The 17,873-nt window shown below is 59.0% G+C and carries 9 protein-coding genes; 4 read left to right on the top strand and 5 right to left on the bottom strand.

What is annotated here, in order from left to right; translation table 11 throughout:
* Positions 1–6 precede the first annotated feature (6 nt).
* From sucC to R3C19_17215, 3 genes are all read right to left on the bottom strand, one after another.
* The gene (gene sucC / locus R3C19_17225) at positions 7–1,194 is read right to left on the bottom strand and encodes an ADP-forming succinate--CoA ligase subunit beta (GenBank protein MEZ6062085.1); all 1,188 of its coding nucleotides are present in this window, start codon (positions 1,192–1,194) and stop codon (positions 7–9) included.
* Between the two features lie 190 nt (positions 1,195–1,384).
* The gene (locus R3C19_17220; protein MEZ6062084.1) at positions 1,385–2,296 is read right to left on the bottom strand and encodes a LuxR C-terminal-related transcriptional regulator; all 912 of its coding nucleotides are present in this window, start codon (positions 2,294–2,296) and stop codon (positions 1,385–1,387) included.
* A gap of 305 nt (positions 2,297–2,601) precedes the next feature.
* Positions 2,602–3,885, bottom strand: coding sequence for an adenylosuccinate synthase (locus tag R3C19_17215; GenBank protein MEZ6062083.1), 1,284 nt, complete (start codon positions 3,883–3,885; stop codon positions 2,602–2,604).
* A gap of 540 nt (positions 3,886–4,425) precedes the next feature.
* On the opposite strand from R3C19_17215, the gene R3C19_17210 reads away from it, so the two are divergent.
* Positions 4,426–6,531, top strand: coding sequence for an elongation factor G (locus tag R3C19_17210; protein MEZ6062082.1), 2,106 nt, complete (start codon positions 4,426–4,428; stop codon positions 6,529–6,531).
* Between the two features lie 113 nt (positions 6,532–6,644).
* Here R3C19_17210 and R3C19_17205 read toward each other — a convergent pair whose 3' ends face one another.
* Positions 6,645–7,085 carry a hypothetical protein gene (locus tag R3C19_17205; GenBank protein ID MEZ6062081.1) on the bottom strand — a complete coding sequence of 147 codons (441 nt, stop codon included), beginning with the start codon at positions 7,083–7,085 and terminating at the stop codon, positions 6,645–6,647.
* 418 nt (positions 7,086–7,503) lie between these two features.
* On the opposite strand from R3C19_17205, the gene R3C19_17200 reads away from it, so the two are divergent.
* The 3 genes from R3C19_17200 to R3C19_17190 all read left to right on the top strand — a co-directional run bounded on the left by R3C19_17200 (position 7,504) and on the right by R3C19_17190 (position 15,477).
* Positions 7,504–11,547: a secretin N-terminal domain-containing protein gene (locus tag R3C19_17200; GenBank protein MEZ6062080.1), complete on the top strand. Its 4,044-nt coding sequence runs from the start codon at positions 7,504–7,506 to the stop codon at positions 11,545–11,547.
* A 212-nt stretch (positions 11,548–11,759) separates the two neighbouring features.
* Positions 11,760–12,443 (top strand): hypothetical protein, encoded by a 684-nt coding sequence (locus R3C19_17195; protein ID MEZ6062079.1) that lies wholly within the window; start codon positions 11,760–11,762, stop codon positions 12,441–12,443.
* 517 nt (positions 12,444–12,960) lie between these two features.
* Positions 12,961–15,477 carry a CehA/McbA family metallohydrolase gene (locus R3C19_17190; protein MEZ6062078.1) on the top strand — a complete coding sequence of 839 codons (2,517 nt, stop codon included), beginning with the start codon at positions 12,961–12,963 and terminating at the stop codon, positions 15,475–15,477.
* A 121-nt stretch (positions 15,478–15,598) separates the two neighbouring features.
* Here the strand turns inward: R3C19_17190 and R3C19_17185 are convergent, their stop codons facing one another.
* Positions 15,599–17,482, bottom strand: a complete 1,884-nt coding sequence (locus tag R3C19_17185) for a sigma-70 family RNA polymerase sigma factor (GenBank protein ID MEZ6062077.1) — start codon at positions 17,480–17,482, stop codon at positions 15,599–15,601.
* Positions 17,483–17,873 lie beyond the last annotated feature (391 nt).

Genomic DNA, 17,873 nt, shown 5'->3' with positions numbered 1-17,873 from the left:
TGCGATTCAGGCACTCAGCGAGGCGACGACCTTCTTTGCGGCGTCGGTCAGATCGCTCGCGGCGATTATGTCACGGCCGCTGGCGGCCAGCATCTCGCGGGCTTTCTCGACGTTCGTTCCTTCCAGGCGAACGACCAGTGGCACTGTAAAGCCGACCTTTTCGTAAGCTTCCAGCAGCGCCTCAACAATCACGTCGCATCGCATGATGCCGCCGAAGATGTTGACCAGCACAGCCTTGACGTTGCTGTCCGACAGAATGATGCGAAAGGCTTCGGTCACCTGGTCGACGTTGGCTCCGCCGCCGACATCCAGAAAGTTGGCCGGTTCGCCGCCGTGCAGTTTGATCAGGTCCATGGTGCTCATGGCCAGCCCCGCCCCGTTGACCAGACAGCCGATGTTGCCGTCCAGATTGACGTAGCTTAGCCCCGCGTCGGCGGCGCGAACTTCGGAGGCGTCTTCTTCGCTGAGGTCACGCAGACCGGCGATGTCCTGATGTCGAAACAGTGCGTTGTCGTCGAAGCTGACCTTCGCGTCGAGTGCCAGCAGCTGGCTGTCGTCGGTCAGGACCAGCGGATTGATTTCCGTCATGCTGCAGTCGTTGTCGACGAAGAACCGGCACAGCTTCGGCAGAAATTTCTCAGCACTGCGAACAGCGGCTTTGTCGAAGCCGAGAGCGTATGCCAGTTTGCGAGCCTGATACGGAAACAGTCCGACGGCCGCGTCGAATGGTTCGGAAAGAATCTTCTCCGGGTGTTCGTGGGCGACCTTTTCGATTTCCATGCCGCCTTCCGACGACATAATCAGAACCGGGCCGCCGATTTCGCGGTCGACGACGATACCCAGGTACAGTTCGCGAGCGATCTTCAGTCCCTGTTCGACAAACAGTGTGTTGACCTGCTTGCCTTCTTCACCGGTTTGAATGGTGACGAGTGTGCTGCCAAGCATGCGTTTGGCGTTTTCGCGAGCTTCGTCGGCGGAGCGTGCCAGCACGACACCCGGCTGATCCGGGTGTTCTTTGAATCGGCCCTTCCCGCGGCCACCCGCGTGAATCTGAGACTTCACGACTGCCAGTTCGCCGCCGAGTTCTCTGAAGGCGTCAGCGACTTCGTCGGGGGATTTCGCGACGATTCCCTTCGGCACGGCGACGCCGGCGGCTTTGAACAACTGCTTGGCCTGATACTCGTGAATTTTCATGCGTGGTCCCGTCAATCGCGGAAGTGACTGTGCAATTGCAGCGGGACTATAGCGGTCGGGCCGCAAGTGTTCGAGGCTGCCGTACCGCTGCGCATGCAAAAAGGCAGCCCGAATCCTGTGATCCGGCCTGCCTTCGATGCTCTCGCGCTGGTCGCGCGTCTGCGTTCGGCAAATCGTCCCTGGCAGACTCCTAATTCTGCTGCGGACTGAATGCGGCGCCGCCGAACGAAGTCGGCGTCGGTTTGGGTAGCTGTGCCGGCGAACCGATCGGGTCCTCCAGGTTGTCCTCAGCAATCACCGCGATCCGGACCATTTCCGGAGTGCTGGAAACACCCAGTTTTCGCACAGCATTGGCTCGGTGTTTTTCAATCGTCTTGACGCTGATATCCAGTTCGCGGGCGATGATCTTGTTCGCCTTGCCCAGCGAAACCATGTTGGCCACCTGAGTTTCCCGGCGAGACAACTTTTGCATCCGGCGACGCGCGTCCGCTCGGCGGTTCAGCCATCTCTGAAACTGCGATTCGTCGGCCAGAGACGGATCGCCGTTTTCCGCGTACTGCGCTTTAGCGGCGGCCGTCGAATTCGCGCCGCAGGGGCTGGGCGATGCGGACGGGAGCTGCGGAACGGAATGCACTTCCGAAAAGTTCGCGATGGCTCCAATGATGCGATCCGATTCGTTCCGCACGAGACTGCCGGAGATGCAGAAGCAGCGCTGCTGAATCGGAAACACGACGGAGAACTCCGCTGAATGATTCCGCAGCGCGTCGGCCACAACACGTTCGGCGTACTTGCCGACGGTTTCCCAGGCGTTGCCCGCCGGAGACAATTCTTCCGCCTGAGTCAGCCGGATCGCTGCCCGATTTCGAAAGATCACCTGCGCGTCGGTCCGGAAGATGGAAACAGCGTGACTGCACTGGTTCAGAAACGATTCAACCCGGCGAACATAGTCGCCGATCTCCTGTGGCAGATATTCAGAAAAGTCCCTCTGGCCGCTCGTTCCCGAATTGAAGCCTGGATCAGGTTCATTTGTCGGGCTGTTGTTGGCACTAAAAACCATGGCGTCGTGTCCCTTGCTGCGAATCTGTTGGATAGACGTGTTCATCGATGCAGGCGGATATTGCTCCGTGTGGTTTTCCCACCAGGAGTTTTCTTCGGGAGCAATTCCACCAGGTCAGCAGCAGAAAACCCAGGAAACCGCTTCAACGCCCCATTCGTAGGGAAGGTTCCCGGCGGGTTTTTCGTACCGCGGAGGGATTTCACGCAGTGCCGCAGTGAAGACTTTCGCGGTATTGCGGCCGCTCCACTGCAGCTGCGGTACTGGGACGACCCGGCGCTCGCGGGCCGGTGAAGTGCACGAACGCGTGCCCGGCCGGTGAACACGCACGGCCTCCGCAACTGTGCCGTTCGTCAGGCAAGGTGGATCGTCTGCTCGCGATCCGGTCCGACGGAAACCAGCGAGACTCTGCGGCCGATCAATTCACCGGCGGTCTGTACGTAACGTTGCGCTGCCGACGGCAGATCTTCGAACCGGCGGACTGCTGTGATGTCTTCCGACCAGCCCTCAATCCGCCGCAGAACGGGCCTGGCGACGGCCAGATCTTCGCAGCGGGACGGCATGTTTCGCGTCACCGTTCCGCGAATGTCGTACGCTTCGCAGATGTGCAGTTCGTCGAACCCGCTAAGCACGTCCAGCAGCGCGATGGCAATGCTGTCAACGCCGCTGATTCGAGCGCTGTACCGAGTCGCCACGGTGTCCAGCCAGCCGCAGCGTCGGGGCCTTCCCGTCACAGTGCCGTATTCGTTGCCGGCATCCCGGATTCTTTGACCGATTTCGTTGTCAAGCTCCGTGGGAAACGGTCCGCCCCCGACGCGCGTGGTGTAGGCCTTGGCAACGCCGATCATGCTGCTGATTTCCCGCTCCGGAATGCCGCTTCCGCTGTGAATGCCGCAGCCGGAACTGTTGGACGACGTTACATACGGAAACGTGCCGTGATCGACATCCAGCAGACTTCCCTGAGCACCCTCGAACAGCAGTCGCCTGCCGGATTCCAGCGAATCCAGCAGATACGCTGTAGTGTCGCTCACCATCGGCCGCAGTCGATCCGCGCAGGCGGAGTATTCTTCGATGATCCGATCAACGTCCATCTGCTCGCTGTCCGGGTTCAGCGCGTTCAGCAGCTTCTGCTTGAATGGGACGATTTCGCGAACCTTTTCCGCAAAGGAATCCCGGCAGACCAGGTCTCCCATCCGGATCGCATGGAATCGCCCGACCTTTTCGCGGTAGCAGGTTCCAATTCCGCGCATGGTGGTACCGATTGCCGCAGCGCCGCGGGAGATCTCAAAGGCCGCTTCTTCCAGCAGATGCCACGGACAGATGATGTGAGCTCGGTCGCTGATCATCAGGCGATCAGAAAACTTCGTCCCGCCCTGCTCCAGACCATCCAGCTCGCGAAGCACGGCTTTCGGATCGATAACGACACCCGGCGCGATCACGGATTTGACGTGGCTTTGCAGAATTCCGGTGGGCAACAGGCTGAGCTTGTAGGTCCGGCCGCCGAATTTGACCGTATGGCCGGCGTTGTTGCCGCCCTGGTAACGGATCACGATGTCATGTTTTTCGGTCAGCAGGTCGACGACTTTGCCCTTGGCTTCGTCGCCCCACTGCAACCCGATTACTGAAGTTGCCGGCACGGGATACTCTCAATCGACACGCGGAACGCGCTGCTGAATCACTGGAAAAACCGGATCACAAAAAGAAACCGGACGTCGGAATTCACCAACGTCCGGCGAGTGCGGTGGGAGATTGTATCGGCTGTGCTCCGGGTTCCGAAGCGAGTGGGCGCGGGAATTCGGACGGTCGTGAATTTGCCGAGCGTTTTTCGCGTCGCCTGCTCCGGCGAGCAGCGCGACGTGGGCTCACACGGAGGCACGAAGGCACAAAGGTCTGGAACGAATTTGAGCTTTCGCCCGGCCCGACCGCGCAGCTTGCATCCGTCCGTGCGGACCGCGGACGTCCATGCGGATTGCGGACTGACGTCGTGCGGCCCGCCGGGTTCATGGTCCCCATGAGCGTGAGTCCGCCGAGGGGCAACACCGCGCCCAGGACCGTGGCGCACGTCGTGCCCGCGCTGAGTCCTTGTTCGAGTTTTTTCTGCCGATTGATTAAATTCTCCCGCGGCGAGACTGCCTTCAATTCCCTGAACAGAATCTGATCACGCAGGAGAGTTTTTCATGCCCAAACATCCCGTCTCGGAACTGCGAAACGTTGTGCTGGTTGGTCACGGCAGCGTCGGAAAAACGTCGCTGGCGGACCTGATGCTCTTCGAGTCGGGTGAGAAGAAGAAGGTCGGATCGCCGGACGATGGTACCAGCAATCTGGACGTGGATGACGACGAAAAGGACCGGCACCATTCCGTCACATCGCACATCTGCCACTTCGAACACGCCAACGCCAGAATCAATCTTCTGGACGCACCCGGGATGCCGGATTTCATCGGTCATGCCATCGGCGCACTGCGAGCCGCGGAGACGGCACTGGTCACGATCAACGCGCGTGCCGGGATTGAAGTCAATTGCCGACGCGCATTTCAGCACGCCGGCAACCGCGGACTCGGCCGGTTTATCATCGTGAACAAGTGCGACGAAGAAGACATCGACCTGCCGGCGCTGGTGGACTCCATTCAGCAGCAGTTCGGAGCCGCGTGTGCTCTGATGAACGTTCCGGTCGGCATCGGAGCGAGTCTCAGCGGTGTCGTCAGCACGGTCCGTCCGCCGGAATCCATTCCGGACGGAGTCACGCTGGACGTCGCCGCAGCCAACCAGCGAGTCATCGACGCGGCCGTCGAAGCGGACGAAGATCTGATGATGCGGTATCTGGAAGAAGCTGCGATCTCCCCTGACGAAATCGACGCCGCGATCGTGAAAGCCGTTGTCGCAGGAACTCTGATTCCCGTGTTCTTTACGTCGGTGAAAATGGACGTCGGTGTCAAAGAACTGATGGACGGCATTGCCGCGTACGCTCCTTCCCCGAAACAGCTTCAGCGGCACGTGACTGTCGACGGCGAAGACCAGGCCGTTGACCCCGACGCAAACGGTCCGCTGGTTGCCCAGGTCGTAAAGACGCGAATCGACCCGTACCTGTCCAAGGTCAGCTACATCCGCATCTATTCGGGGACACTGAAACGGGATTCCCAGGTGCATGTCGTTGGTCAGAACGGCGCCGTCAAAGTTCACCAACTGCTGGATTTTCAGGGCGGCGAATATGATCAGGTCGACGAAGCCATTGCCGGCAACATTGTCGCGGTCACCAAGATTGATGACTTCCATACCGGCAACACGCTCAGCGACGGTTCTGACAGGATCAAAATGCCGCCGATCGCTTTTCCGCGTCCCATGATTTCGCTGGCCGTGGAACCGAAGAGTCAGGCGGACCAGACAAAGATCTCACTGGCACTGCACAAGATTGAAGAAGAAGATCCGTCGTTTCATGTGCATCACGAAGAACAGACGCATGAACTGCTGATGGAAGGCATGAGTGATCTGCATCTGAAGCTGATCGAAAAACGTCTGCACGACCGCGAAAAAGTGGACATCATCACGCACGAACCGCGGATTCCGTACCGGGAAACGATCACCGGCGAAGCCGAAGGCAGCTTTCGGCACAAGAAGCAGTCCGGAGGTTCCGGCCAGTTCGCCGAAGTGCATCTGAAACTGTCCGCCTTTCCTCACGGAGTCAGTCTGGACGAATACATCAACAAGGATCGATTCCCGCATCTTCGGACGTACAACCACGATGAGCAGTTGCACTTTGTGTTCATCGATCGCGTGTCGGGTGGATCCGTTCCGAATCAGTTCATCCCTGCCGTTGAAAAGGGAATTCGCGAACAAATGGTGCGCGGCGTGATTGCCGGCTATCAGGTGCAGGATGTCGTTGTGGAATTGTTTTTTGGCAAGGACCATCCGGTTGACAGTAATGAAACGGCATTCAAGATCGCAGGAGCCCACTGTTTCAAGGAACTGTTCGAAAAGGCCCGCCCTTCTCTGCTGGAACCGATCGCAGCGCTGGAAGTCACCGTGCCCAATGCCCATATCGGTGACATCACCAAAGACCTGAACACTCGCCGCGGCCGTATGGAAGGCGTTGACGAAATCCCGGGCGGATTCAGCGTGATTCACGCGAAAGTGCCTCTGGCCAATGTCAAAACCTATGCTCGAACCATCAGCAGCCTGACCGGCGGCCAGGGTTCGTTCACAATGGAATTCAGTTCCTACGAACTGCTGCCGCCGAACGAACAACAGCAGGTGATCGAAGAAGCCAAACGGCACGCCGCCGGGTAGTCGGGCCAATCGCACGTCCGATCACACGAATGCGCCCGGTCAGCGCGAAAGCGGACTCACGTCGCGCGGTGGGCGGCGTAGTTCGCCGGAGCGCGCGGAGTCCGTCATGTCGGTCATTCCAAATCGACAATCCGCAGCACTTCATGTCCGTCACCGACACGCTGTGCGGCGAGTTTCGGTGACATGTTGAACAGCAGCCCTCCTCCCGTGCCCCATTGTCCGTTTTGATAGTGGAACACCGCTGAGCCTTCCCGGATTGCGGAGACGGCGTCAACGCCTTCCATCTCGCCGCCTTCCACTGCCGCAAAACTGACGTGGACCGCGGAATAAGCCGTCAGCAGTCCCGTGCTGCTGTCCTTCACCAAAGCAAACTCCGACTGCCAGTCGCAATTCGTCCAGATCAGCCCGCGAGGCTTACCGGAGGACGAAGCCAGCCGAAAGAACTCATCCTGCAGTTGCTGCCGGTTGGCCCGGAAGCGGACGATAGACATGTCGGCCTCCGAACGTCCGGCGTCCGCCATTCTCAGCAGAAAGTTTCTGATGGCGTGAAACATGTCTTCGGAAAGCCTTACCTGAAATCACATAAAGCAATCAGCCCCGATCGCCGGCGTGCAATCGTCAACGCTTACTCCGCACCTGACGGTACTCCAACCGACGTTGGCCGCCGACACGCGGATCAGGATCAGAAGTCACCGACGGCCTGGCCTGAGACCGCGGGCACTGCGACGAATCGCCGTCCGGCCTCAAATCCGGCATAACCCGACTCATCTGAACGGGCGTCACAACCCGATAGAACAGAATAATCGGTAAACCCGATACAGAGCGAAAGGCTTGCGCCACAGGTTCCCCGTTGCCTCAAGGGAATTTCTTCTGCTGCCGGCGATTGAAAACGCAGCGGACTCTGTCATCGACCCGGTTTCCGGTTCAGGGGGGAGGCTATTGAAAGCCTGCATTACGTGAAGGATCACCACGGTGAGACATCATGGCTTTCTGGCATTGGCGCTGGCGGGAACCGCTGCGGCGACATGCTGGCTACTGCACGACAACGACCAGCTTGACGCTTCCGAGGATCGCACGTCCTCGTTTCGCGAGGTCTTTTCACGCGGGGATGCGCAGGCAGCCCCGGAACAGGATCCTGACGGCGTTCGGCTAAACTATTTCGATGCGGGCTGGCAGCGCGTGCTGCGCGATGTTGCGCAGCAGGCGGAACTGAGTCTGGTGATGGACAAGATCCCGTCGGGCCGCTTCGCGCGGCGAGACAAGACGCGATACAGCGTTGAGTCCGCGTTGAACATTCTGAATACGGAACTTGAACCGCAGGGCTTTCGCCTGATCCTGCAGAATAATTTCCTGATCGTGCTGCAGCTCGAAAAAGCGCGCACTCGATATGCCCGGCCCACCGTTCCGGAAACTCCCAGCAGCGCTTATCCGCAGCCGGGAAGCCGGCGCGAACGAGCTTCGGAGTCTCCGGTGGACCGCGCGGCTGCCGGAAATCCGTTTCATCCGGCCAGCCGGCGCAGCGACGACTCGTCGTCACTGACTCCGTGGACCCGGGTGGCTCAGCAGGATGATGTTCCCGCCCCGGGCGACGTCCGGCGCGACTACGAACCGACCGGCGAACGCGAATTCAGTGAAACCTTAACGCGGCCCAGGAATCAAGGCGCTCAGTCTGCGATCGACAATGGTCCCGCGGTTGTTCGCACCGTTCAGGTCCGGCATTTGAAAGCTGCGGAGCTGGCGCGAAGCATTTATCTGGTCTACGAAACGCGTGCGGAACTTGTGAAAGACGGCCTGCAGGGATTGCCGACCGTTGTGGTCAATCCGGCCAATGTCAACGTTCAGAACGTTCGTCCCGTTTTTCGCATCGGCATCGATCAGTCGTCCAATGAACTGTTGCTGGAAGCTTCGGAAGGCCGGATTGGGCATTTGGTCCGACTCGTCAACGAACTGGACCAGCCGCTGGACGAAGAAAGCGGTGAAACGGTGGAACTGATGCCCGCCAGCGTCGTCGACGAAGCGACGGCGGCACAGCTCAACGAGCAGCTTCATCGCCTGGTGGCGCTGCAGGGTCAGCAGAATGGCCGGCCGCAGAATGACGATCCGAACGCACCTGCCGACCAGAATGAAGATCTGCCCGGCGATTCCATCAACTTGCGCGGCGATGTCACGATTCAGGCGATTCCGGAAATCGGCGGTCTGCTCATCAGAGGTAACCAGGCAGACGTCGCACAGATTCGCGAGCTGATCAATCAACTGGAAGAAATGAGCCAGGGCTCTCTGCCGGGAATCCACCTCGAAGAGCTGCACCACGTGAACTCCGAAGCGATGTCCGAACTGCTGACGTCCGTCTACGACCGGCTGGCCGAACTGCGTCAGCGCGGAACCACGGAACGCAAAACGGTCGCCTTCTTTCCCGTCGTGCAGCCGAATTCGATTCTGATTCTGGCACCGAAGATAGAGCTGGACAACATCCTTGAGAACATCCATCTGCTGGACAAGGAAGTCGATCCTCAGTCGGAATTTCGAGTATTCCCGCTGAAGCATGCGATCGCTTCGCAGGTGCTGACAGCGCTGGACACACTTTACGAAACGGCGGAAGGACGCGGGCTGCGGACTCGTATTCAGTCGATTGCAGACGTCCGCACGAACTCCGTCATTGTGCAGGGAAGTCCCGCCGACCTGGACAAGGTTGCGGACCTGATTGCGAAGATTGACCTGGACGCACCTGGCAAGGTTCATCGCGTGCAGATCTTCCAGTTGAATCATGCCACGGCCACAGAACTGGCGGACGTGATCAACCAGGCGATTCAGTCCGTCAGTTCGCCCCCGCAGACGACAACCGGCGGGGCCGGCGGGTTTGGAGGGTTTGGAGGCGGGACAAACCAGGCTCCGCAGGAACTGCGTGACGGCACGTCGGTGGCTCTGGAGTTTCTGACATCCGATGGCGATACCGAACGGCTGGTGAAATCCGGGATTCTGGCCGACGTGCGAATCACAGCCGATCCGCGCATGAACACGCTGGTTGTGTCAGCACCGCAGGCCAGCATGATGCTGCTGTCCGCGCTGATTGCCGAACTGGATGGCGCACCGTCCGCAACTGCTTCGATTAAGGTCTTCACTCTGAAGAATGCCGACGCGACACAATCCGTGGAACTGCTGACGTCACTGTTTGAGAACCAGAACCAGGAAGAGCAGCTTGGCGTCCAGATTGCCGGAGCCGAAGACGCAACCAACAGCCTGATTCCTCTGCAGTTTTCCGCTGACGTTCGGTCCAACACTGTGCTGGCCGTCGGAAGCGAGGAAGCTCTGGGAGTCGTGGAAGCGATTCTGCTGCGGCTCGACAGCGACGATTCCCGTCAGCGACAGACATCCGTCATTCAACTGCGGAATGCTCCGGCGGAACTGGTTTCCGCCAGCATTCAGAACTTCCTGACACAACAGCAGGCGCTTCAGACAAGTACCGAAGACCTGATCAGCAACATCGAACGCATCCGCCAGGAAGTGGTGATTGCCCCTGATACCAACAGCAACTCGCTGATCGTCAGTGCATCGCCGGACTATTACAGCAAGATCACCGACATCATCGAAGAACTGGATGCCACCCCGCCACAGGTCGTGATCCAGGCTCTGATTGTGGAAGTCACTCTGGACAACACCGATGAATTCGGAGTCGAACTGGGGTTCCAGGATCCGTTGTTGTATAGCCGTGGCGTCGTCGGCGACCTGATCACGACGACGGTAACGAGTACACCAGTGGGGCAGCCGCAGACAACCAGCCAAACAATCGTTTCAAGCACCAGAACACCGGGTTTCAACTTCAATAACACGTCGGCCCCTCTGGGGAACAACGGCCAGGTCGCATCGACGCGAACGATTGGCACCCAGGGCCTCTCGAACTTTTCACTTGGGCGGCAGAATAATGATCTGGGCTTTGGCGGTTTTGTGTTCTCTGCTCAATCCGACGCAGTCAGTGTGCTGATGCGGGCTCTTGCCGCACGTCGAACGGTTCACGTCCTCAGCCGTCCGATGATCCGCACGACACATAACAACATTGCCCGAATGGAAGTCGGCCAGCAGGTGCCGGTTGTGAACGGTGTGACTCAAACGGTCACGGCCGTCACACCGCAGATTACGCCGCAACGAATCGGCATCATCCTGGAAGTCACACCGCGAATTACGCCTGACGGCAGCGTCGCAATGGAGGTCTATGCGGAAAAGAGTGCTCTGGCGTCAGGTTCCGTGCCTGTCTTTACCGACCTGACAACGGGCAACACCGTCGACTCCGTCATTATCAACTTGGCCATTGCTGACACGACCGTCAACGTGCCCAACGGGCAAACGATCGTCATCGGTGGGATGATTACCAAGACCGACGAAACGCTGGAACGCAAGGTGCCCTGGCTGGGTGACCTGCCAATCGTCGGCAGAGCGTTCCGTTACGACGGCACGAATACTGCTCGAACGGAGCTGCTGATCTTCCTGACTCCGCGAATCGTATTCGGTGATGTCGATTCCGAACTGATCAAGCAGATCGAATCCGAGCGGATCCACTTTATCGAATCCGAGGCGGAAGAGATCCACGGTCCGCTGTACAGCGTGCCTCCGTCGGGTCTGCAGCAGTATCAGCAATTACCGTCCGAAAGCTACGGCGTGCCTGGTGAGATCTATCCGTCACAGGGAATCACGCCGACCGACGAACCGTACCTGCCGGCTCCGGGAATGGAAGACTACCCGCCTCAAAGCAACCGACGGAATCGGGGCAGCGAACCAATGCCGACTCTGGACAGCCTTTCGGTTCGCAGAGGACAGCGGTCTGCTGCACAACTTCACGAAACTGCTGAACCGATCATTCGCCCCGCCACGGCAACTCGCCAACTGGCTGAAGGAGCAAGCCCCGAAAAGGCGACACGGTCCATTTCGTTCAGTTCGGACGACGCTGAATTCGAAGAGGAAGCGGATCCGGACGACGCTGCCCGTGAGAGCTGGATGCAAAAAATGTTGAAGCGGCGGAAGTAGGCGTCACTGCCGGGACGACACAGCGCCACCGGCACCATGTCCCTCATATTTTGCCGTGTGCCACTGGCTGTGCCAGTGCTTTCGACGGTGGAGGACACTGGCACAGCCAGTGGCACACGGCCCATCGATTCATGCCTGATGGAGTTCCAGCACTCCGCAGCTGATTTGTAACGACAGCATGGACAGACCACGACCACATCAGGAATTTCACCATGAAACCATCGCGCTGCCTGCTGCTGCTCAGCCTCGCCGTCGTACTGACCGGATGCAATACCACGTCGTTGTTTCACGCTCCGGCGCGGTTCATGTTCAATCGAAAACAGACCGACAAGGTAACTCGGATTCTGTGCCTGTGGGAGGCGGCGGAAGGTGTCGGACTCGACGGCAATCCGTCGCGCGGTTTCGCCGGCCAGATTCTGTTCTTCAGTTACGGAGACCCTTCGCCCGTTCCCGTGAAAGGTACGGTGAATATCTACGAATATGACAACTTCAACCCTGACGATCTGAATCCCGTTCCCGTTCACAAATTCACGTTCGACAGCGGCGGCTGGAACGCTCACGTGACGAATGGAACGCTGGGGTACTCGTACAACGTCTTCCTGCCGTACGTCGTGCCGAATCCCGGCAGAGCAGATTGCGGACTGAAGGTTGAATTCGTGCCGGAGAACGGCCGAACGGTTTCTTCTCCCTACACGGCCATCCCGCTTAGTGGCCGACTGAACCGACACGCGGCGGAAACGGCCATCAGTCGTGATGTCGTGCGAAACGAACAGACAAAGCCCGCCACTCCTCCGGCAGCGACAGCAGCAGCCGTAACTTCGACGACTGCAGCGTCGGAAGACAAGCTGGAAAGCCTGACGATCGAACTGCCGAAACAGAAACGACGTCGAAGGTAGCGACCGGAATTTCGCACGAGCAAGTCCCGGTCACCGACATTCGCCCCGGCGAGCAGCGTGACGCGGGCTCACACAGAGGCACGGAGGCACAAAGGACCGGAACGATCTTGCGCTTTCGCGTTGGACGGGTGCGGTCGACGCATTTGTCGGTGCCACTTGCGTCCGGACATGCGGATTGCGGACTGACGTCGCAGCTCGCTGGCTTCGCAATGCGGCCCATCGCGCGGCGAGCCGCGAACGAGGCACGAAGGCACAAAGGTCCGGCACGATTTCGCGCTTTCGCGTTGGACGGGTGCGAACGGTCGACGTCGACGCGTCGCGCAGCTCGCTGGCTTCGTCATCGCACAACGTCGCGCAGTTCATCGGCTTCGATAGCGCACAATTCCGCGCAGCTCACCGGGTGGCGTTAACCGGGATTCACACAGAATTCACTCGCCGCGCACGACTCAACACGCGTTTTCGACTATCGTGAAACACTCTCACCGCTCGCATCACCCCGCCAGCTCAGGAGTGTTCCATGTCGAAGAACGCCGCGTTGCCGATCGTTACCGTCCTGCTCGCCATACTGTTGTCCGGCGTCGCCGTCGCCCAGGTCGGCGTGCCCGGCAAACTGACCGCTGACAACTGGGAAGGCCTGGTTCCTCGCGGTAAGGAAGTCGACGCGATCTATGGCGACATTGCGATGAAAAACGCGGCCGCGCGGGCGATCATTGCCGCTTCCGTCAATACTCGCAACGCGAACATGACCGTGCGAAATGTGGGCGGCTGCCTGATTGATTTCGCCGCGACATCCTTCGAAAGCGATCAGCTTAGCTGCTTCTATCCCGGACGCCGCAAGTTTCCGTTTTCCGGCATGCTGGAGCGGGTCGATGATGCCGTGACTGTTGTTTCACCGGGCACCGACGACCGGCCGAGCTGCATGGTTCGATATTCGCTGCTGCCCGATCAGCCTGTGATCGAAGTCACATCAACCTGGAAGAACACGACAGGCAGCGACTGGACGCTGGCCGTGGAAGACGACCTGCGAGCCGACGGAGGCAAGGAAGATATGCCGAAGACTCCCAACGGAACTCACGACCTGTTCTGGTTCCACGACATTTACTGGGGTCAGGCGTACGGCGTGCGAGCGGACGGCTACCGGATTCGCTGCAACAGCAACGCTCGCGAGACAGTGCTGGACTACGAAGCGATCGATGGCCAGCCGGCAATCATGAAACCCGGTGAGTCGTTCGAGTTCACGCGTCAAATCATTGTGGCGAAGGATCTTGTTGAAGTGCTGGCCGTGAATGACGAACTGAGCGGCGGTCCGCAAGCTTTCTCGGCAAAACTGAGCATCACAGACGCGAAGCATCAACCGGTCGCCGGAGCACGAATCATCATCAGTTCCGGTAGTACGGAGCGTGGCACCGTCTTGACTGGCAATGACGGACACGTCGAAACCCGACTGCCGGCTGGTGAGTACACACTGAACGTCACCGCCGCTGGAATTGACGTCCTGCCGCCAGGCACGATCAGGATTTCTGTGGCGAGCGGCGACAATGAATTCGCCGTGGAAGCCGCCTACGCAACCGGCGTCGTTAGCGCGAAAATCACCGATGGCGAAGCCCGCTCCATTCCCGCCAAGGTCGAATTCATCGGCAGCGGCGGAACACCCACGCCAAACTGGGGACCGGAAACGGCCGAGTACTTTGTTCGCAATCTGGCCTACACCGAAGACGGCACGTTCGACGTTCCACTGAAGGCCGGAACCTACGACGTCATCGTAAGCCACGGACCGGAATATGATGCCGTGTTCACAAAGGTCACAGTTGAAGGCGGCAAGACTTCTGTACTGAGTGCGTCGCTGAAGCGGTCAGTGAAGACTCCCGGCTGGGTCAGCGCCGATTTCCACAGCCACAGTTCTCCGTCGGGAGACAACACCGGCAGCCAGCTTGGCCGAGTCCTGAACCTGGCGGCTGAGCACGTGGAATTCGCACCATGCACCGAACACAATCGCGTCAGCACGTACAGCCATCACATCGATGCGCTCAATCTGCAGTCGCAGCTCGCCACGGTGTCCGGCATGGAACTGACCGGGCAGCCGCTGCCGTTGAATCACCAGAATGTGTTCCCCATGAAATACACGCCGCGAACGCAGGACGGCGGCGGGCCGACAACCGACATCAGTCCGGAAACTCAGATCGAACGCATTGCTCTGTGGGACGACCGCAGCGAAAAACTCATCCAGCAGAATCACCCGGACATGGGCTGGCTGTTCTTCGATAAGGACGGCGATGGCAAACCGGACGGCGGCTATTCTCGCGGTTTTGAGTTTATGGATGTGATGGAGATTCACCCGATCGACAAGATTCTGGACCTGCAGCAGTTCGATGTCCGCGACGGCAAAGCCTTCAACAACCAGCGAATGCTGAACTGGCTGCAGTTGCTGAATCAGGGATTCCGAATCTATGGCGTTGTGAACACGGATGCTCACTACAACTTCCACGGTTCCGGCGGCCTGCGGAACTGGATTCAGAGCAGCACCGACGACCCGGCTCAGATCGATTCGACCGAAATGATGCACGCATCCGAACAGGGGCGACTGATTATGTCGAACGGCCCGTATCTGGAAGCCACGTTCTCCGCCGATGGCAAGTCCGTCGTCAGCGGTCAGGATCTGGCAGCACCGTCCGGCAAGGTCAGTGTTCACGTGCGAGTGCAGTGTCCGAACTGGATTGATGTCGACACGGTGTTCGTGCTTGTCAACGGACGTCGTGTTGACGGCCTGACTTTCACGCGCGAAACGACACCGGATCAGTTCGGCAATGATACAGTGAAGTTCGATCAGGATCTGAACATCGAACTTGACGGGGACGCTCACATCGTCGTCGCGACCGGGCACCGCACTGAAGTCCTTGGCGATGTCCTGGGCCCGGACTGGGGTCGTCAGCATCCGGCGGCCTTAACCAATCCGGTCTTCGTGGACGTCGACGGAAACGGATTCACGCCGAACAAGGACACACTTGATTTCCCGCTGCCCGTGAAGTTCCCGTAACAACGCATTTCCTCGCGCACCGGCGAGCAGCGCGACGTCAGTCCGCTTTCATGCTGCGCGTGTGCCGCAACAATGGCGGACTTACGTCGTGCCGCTCGCCGGAACGAACGTGGGACTTCGGTTATTCTTCGTTCGCGGCGGCCAGTTGGTTCAGCAGACTTGAGATGGCGGCGTGGCCTGCTGACGACTGACGTACCACCAGCGACCGACCGACGATCCACACCGAACCGCCATCGCCACTGACATTGATCCAGTTGAGCTGCGGCGTCATGGCAATCACGAAATCGGCCAAACTTGATTGTTGTGGCGCCTGTGCATCGTGGAGTACCGGAGATTCTCCCGGTTGGGATTGATTCGCATCGTTGGGTGCTCGCAGATTCCCGAGATTCCCGCTGTAGCCACCCAAGTCCTGTACGGCAAACAATCCACTGCCGGACCTTGGCACTTCGAAGACGGTGGCTTTGTCGTAGTCAAGACCGTGGAGGTCCCCAACATTGTAAACACGCGTTGTCATGCACTCCGACGATTCCGCCTTGGAGGCAGTCGTGATCAGCATCACTTCGTTTTGAATCACATAGGTCAGTGCCGGTTCGTCCGTCTGGTCAAAGATCAGCGTGAGTGCGTTCTTCAGCGACATGCCCTTCGGAATGACGACGCCACGAACGGTGATTTCGTCGAGGCTGTTGATGCCCTCCAGTTCCAGTTCAGCCAGATCCGGCCAGATCGTCATCTGAAGTTCATCATCATCAGTCGAATGCTGGTCCGTGAAGTAATCCGCCAGAGCCGTCAGCACTTCCGACAACTGTGCATCCCCCGGAAAATCCAACGCTGGTATGGACTCATCCAGCATTTCGTGCAGCCACACTTCATTCGGTCGAGCGTCTGCAGCGTACGCTCTGTACGGTCCAGAAGATGGTGCGGGAGTTCTCTTCGGGCCGGTATCTGTGGCGGTGACCAGTGTTACAGCAAGTCCGCCAGGCTGAGTCGCGACGCCACCGGCGCTCGGACCGGAAGTTCCGTCAAGACGGGAGGCGGTATCCGCTGAATCATCGGGTAGGACCTCGAGGACTGCTGCAGTCAGGCTGTCACTCTTATCCGCTGGCGAAACATCAGCCGAATCGATCTGCACAGCATCGTCATCACCACTTCGTGCATCCGGCCTGCTTGCCGCGCTGCTCAGACCGGCGATGCCAGCGACCGCGCACAGGCCAATGACGGAAGCAATGATCGTCTTTGTGGTCAACATAGTCATCTCCGAGCGAATGAGAGGTTCGAGATGGGACAGGTCCGTGGTACCGGGAAGTGCCCCGTTTAATGTCTGAGTTCCCAGTTCAATGGTCGAACCCATCAACGGCGCGGGAACTCCAGCCGTGGCAGACTTCGACGTTACCGCTGCCACTGTCGCCAGCATTCCCAATGCCACGCCGCGGCGAGCCAGCCGGACTCGCAGCAGGTTGCGTGCCTGGCGAATGCGTCCGTCGACTGTGCCTTTGCTGACATTGAGTTCATCCGCTATCTGCTGACTGGTTCGATCTGCGAAGTATGTCATCACCAGCACGTCACGGTACTTTGCCGACAGGCTGTTGAGTTCCTCGTCGAGAATCAGACTTTCGCGATCAAACGTAATCTGCTGCAACGGGTCCGGTTCGCGACCGGGCTGATCTTCCGGCAGAGCCTGCACTGGATGTTTCTTCCTTTGACGAACCAGCCGCACGGAAACTCTCCACGCGACGCTATACAGCCAACTGCTGAGTGATTCCGCACGGCGTATCTGTCGAGGTCGACGAGCCAGCGCCAGAAACGTGGCCTGAAATGCATCGTCGATGTCGGGATAAGTGCCAATGACTCGTTTGCAGACGCTGATGACCAGCCCCTGATGCCGCTGCACAATTTCAGTAAACGCAGCTTTGTCGGCGTCCTGCACGAAGCGCCGCAGCAGGTCGCGGTCGGTCAGACCGGCTGTTGTGTCAGGCCGTTCAGAAGTTTCAGCAGAGAGCGGTTGCATCGGTACTGATATGGTGACAACGGCCATCGATTTGCTGCGCGGAAATTCCGCGAATTTCGTCATTGCAGCAAATGTTGCAGTTCGCTGTTGTATCTTTCTCGTCCCTGACCTTCTTCCCGTTCCAGGGCAGAGCCCAGAAACGAGGCGTGCGAGGCGTCTCCTGTAGCGCACCACCGCCGAGTCCCGGCGAGTAGCGCGACGTCAGTCCGATTTCAGGCTGGTTGTGCGTCCTGATGCGTTCGCCCGCGCGGATGGCGGACTGACGTCGCGCCGCTCGCCCTTGGTTCCAGGGCAGAGTCCTGAAACGAGGCCAGTTTTGTGAATTTCTGGCTCAGACGTGTTCCGCTCACTGCGGTCGCCTTGCGGGGCAGCATTGCAGCAGTACACTGGG

The organism is Planctomycetaceae bacterium (assembly GCA_041398785.1).
Lineage (GTDB): Bacteria > Planctomycetota > Planctomycetia > Planctomycetales > Planctomycetaceae > JAWKUA01.
This window is presented reverse-complemented; position numbering and strand designations above follow the sequence as displayed.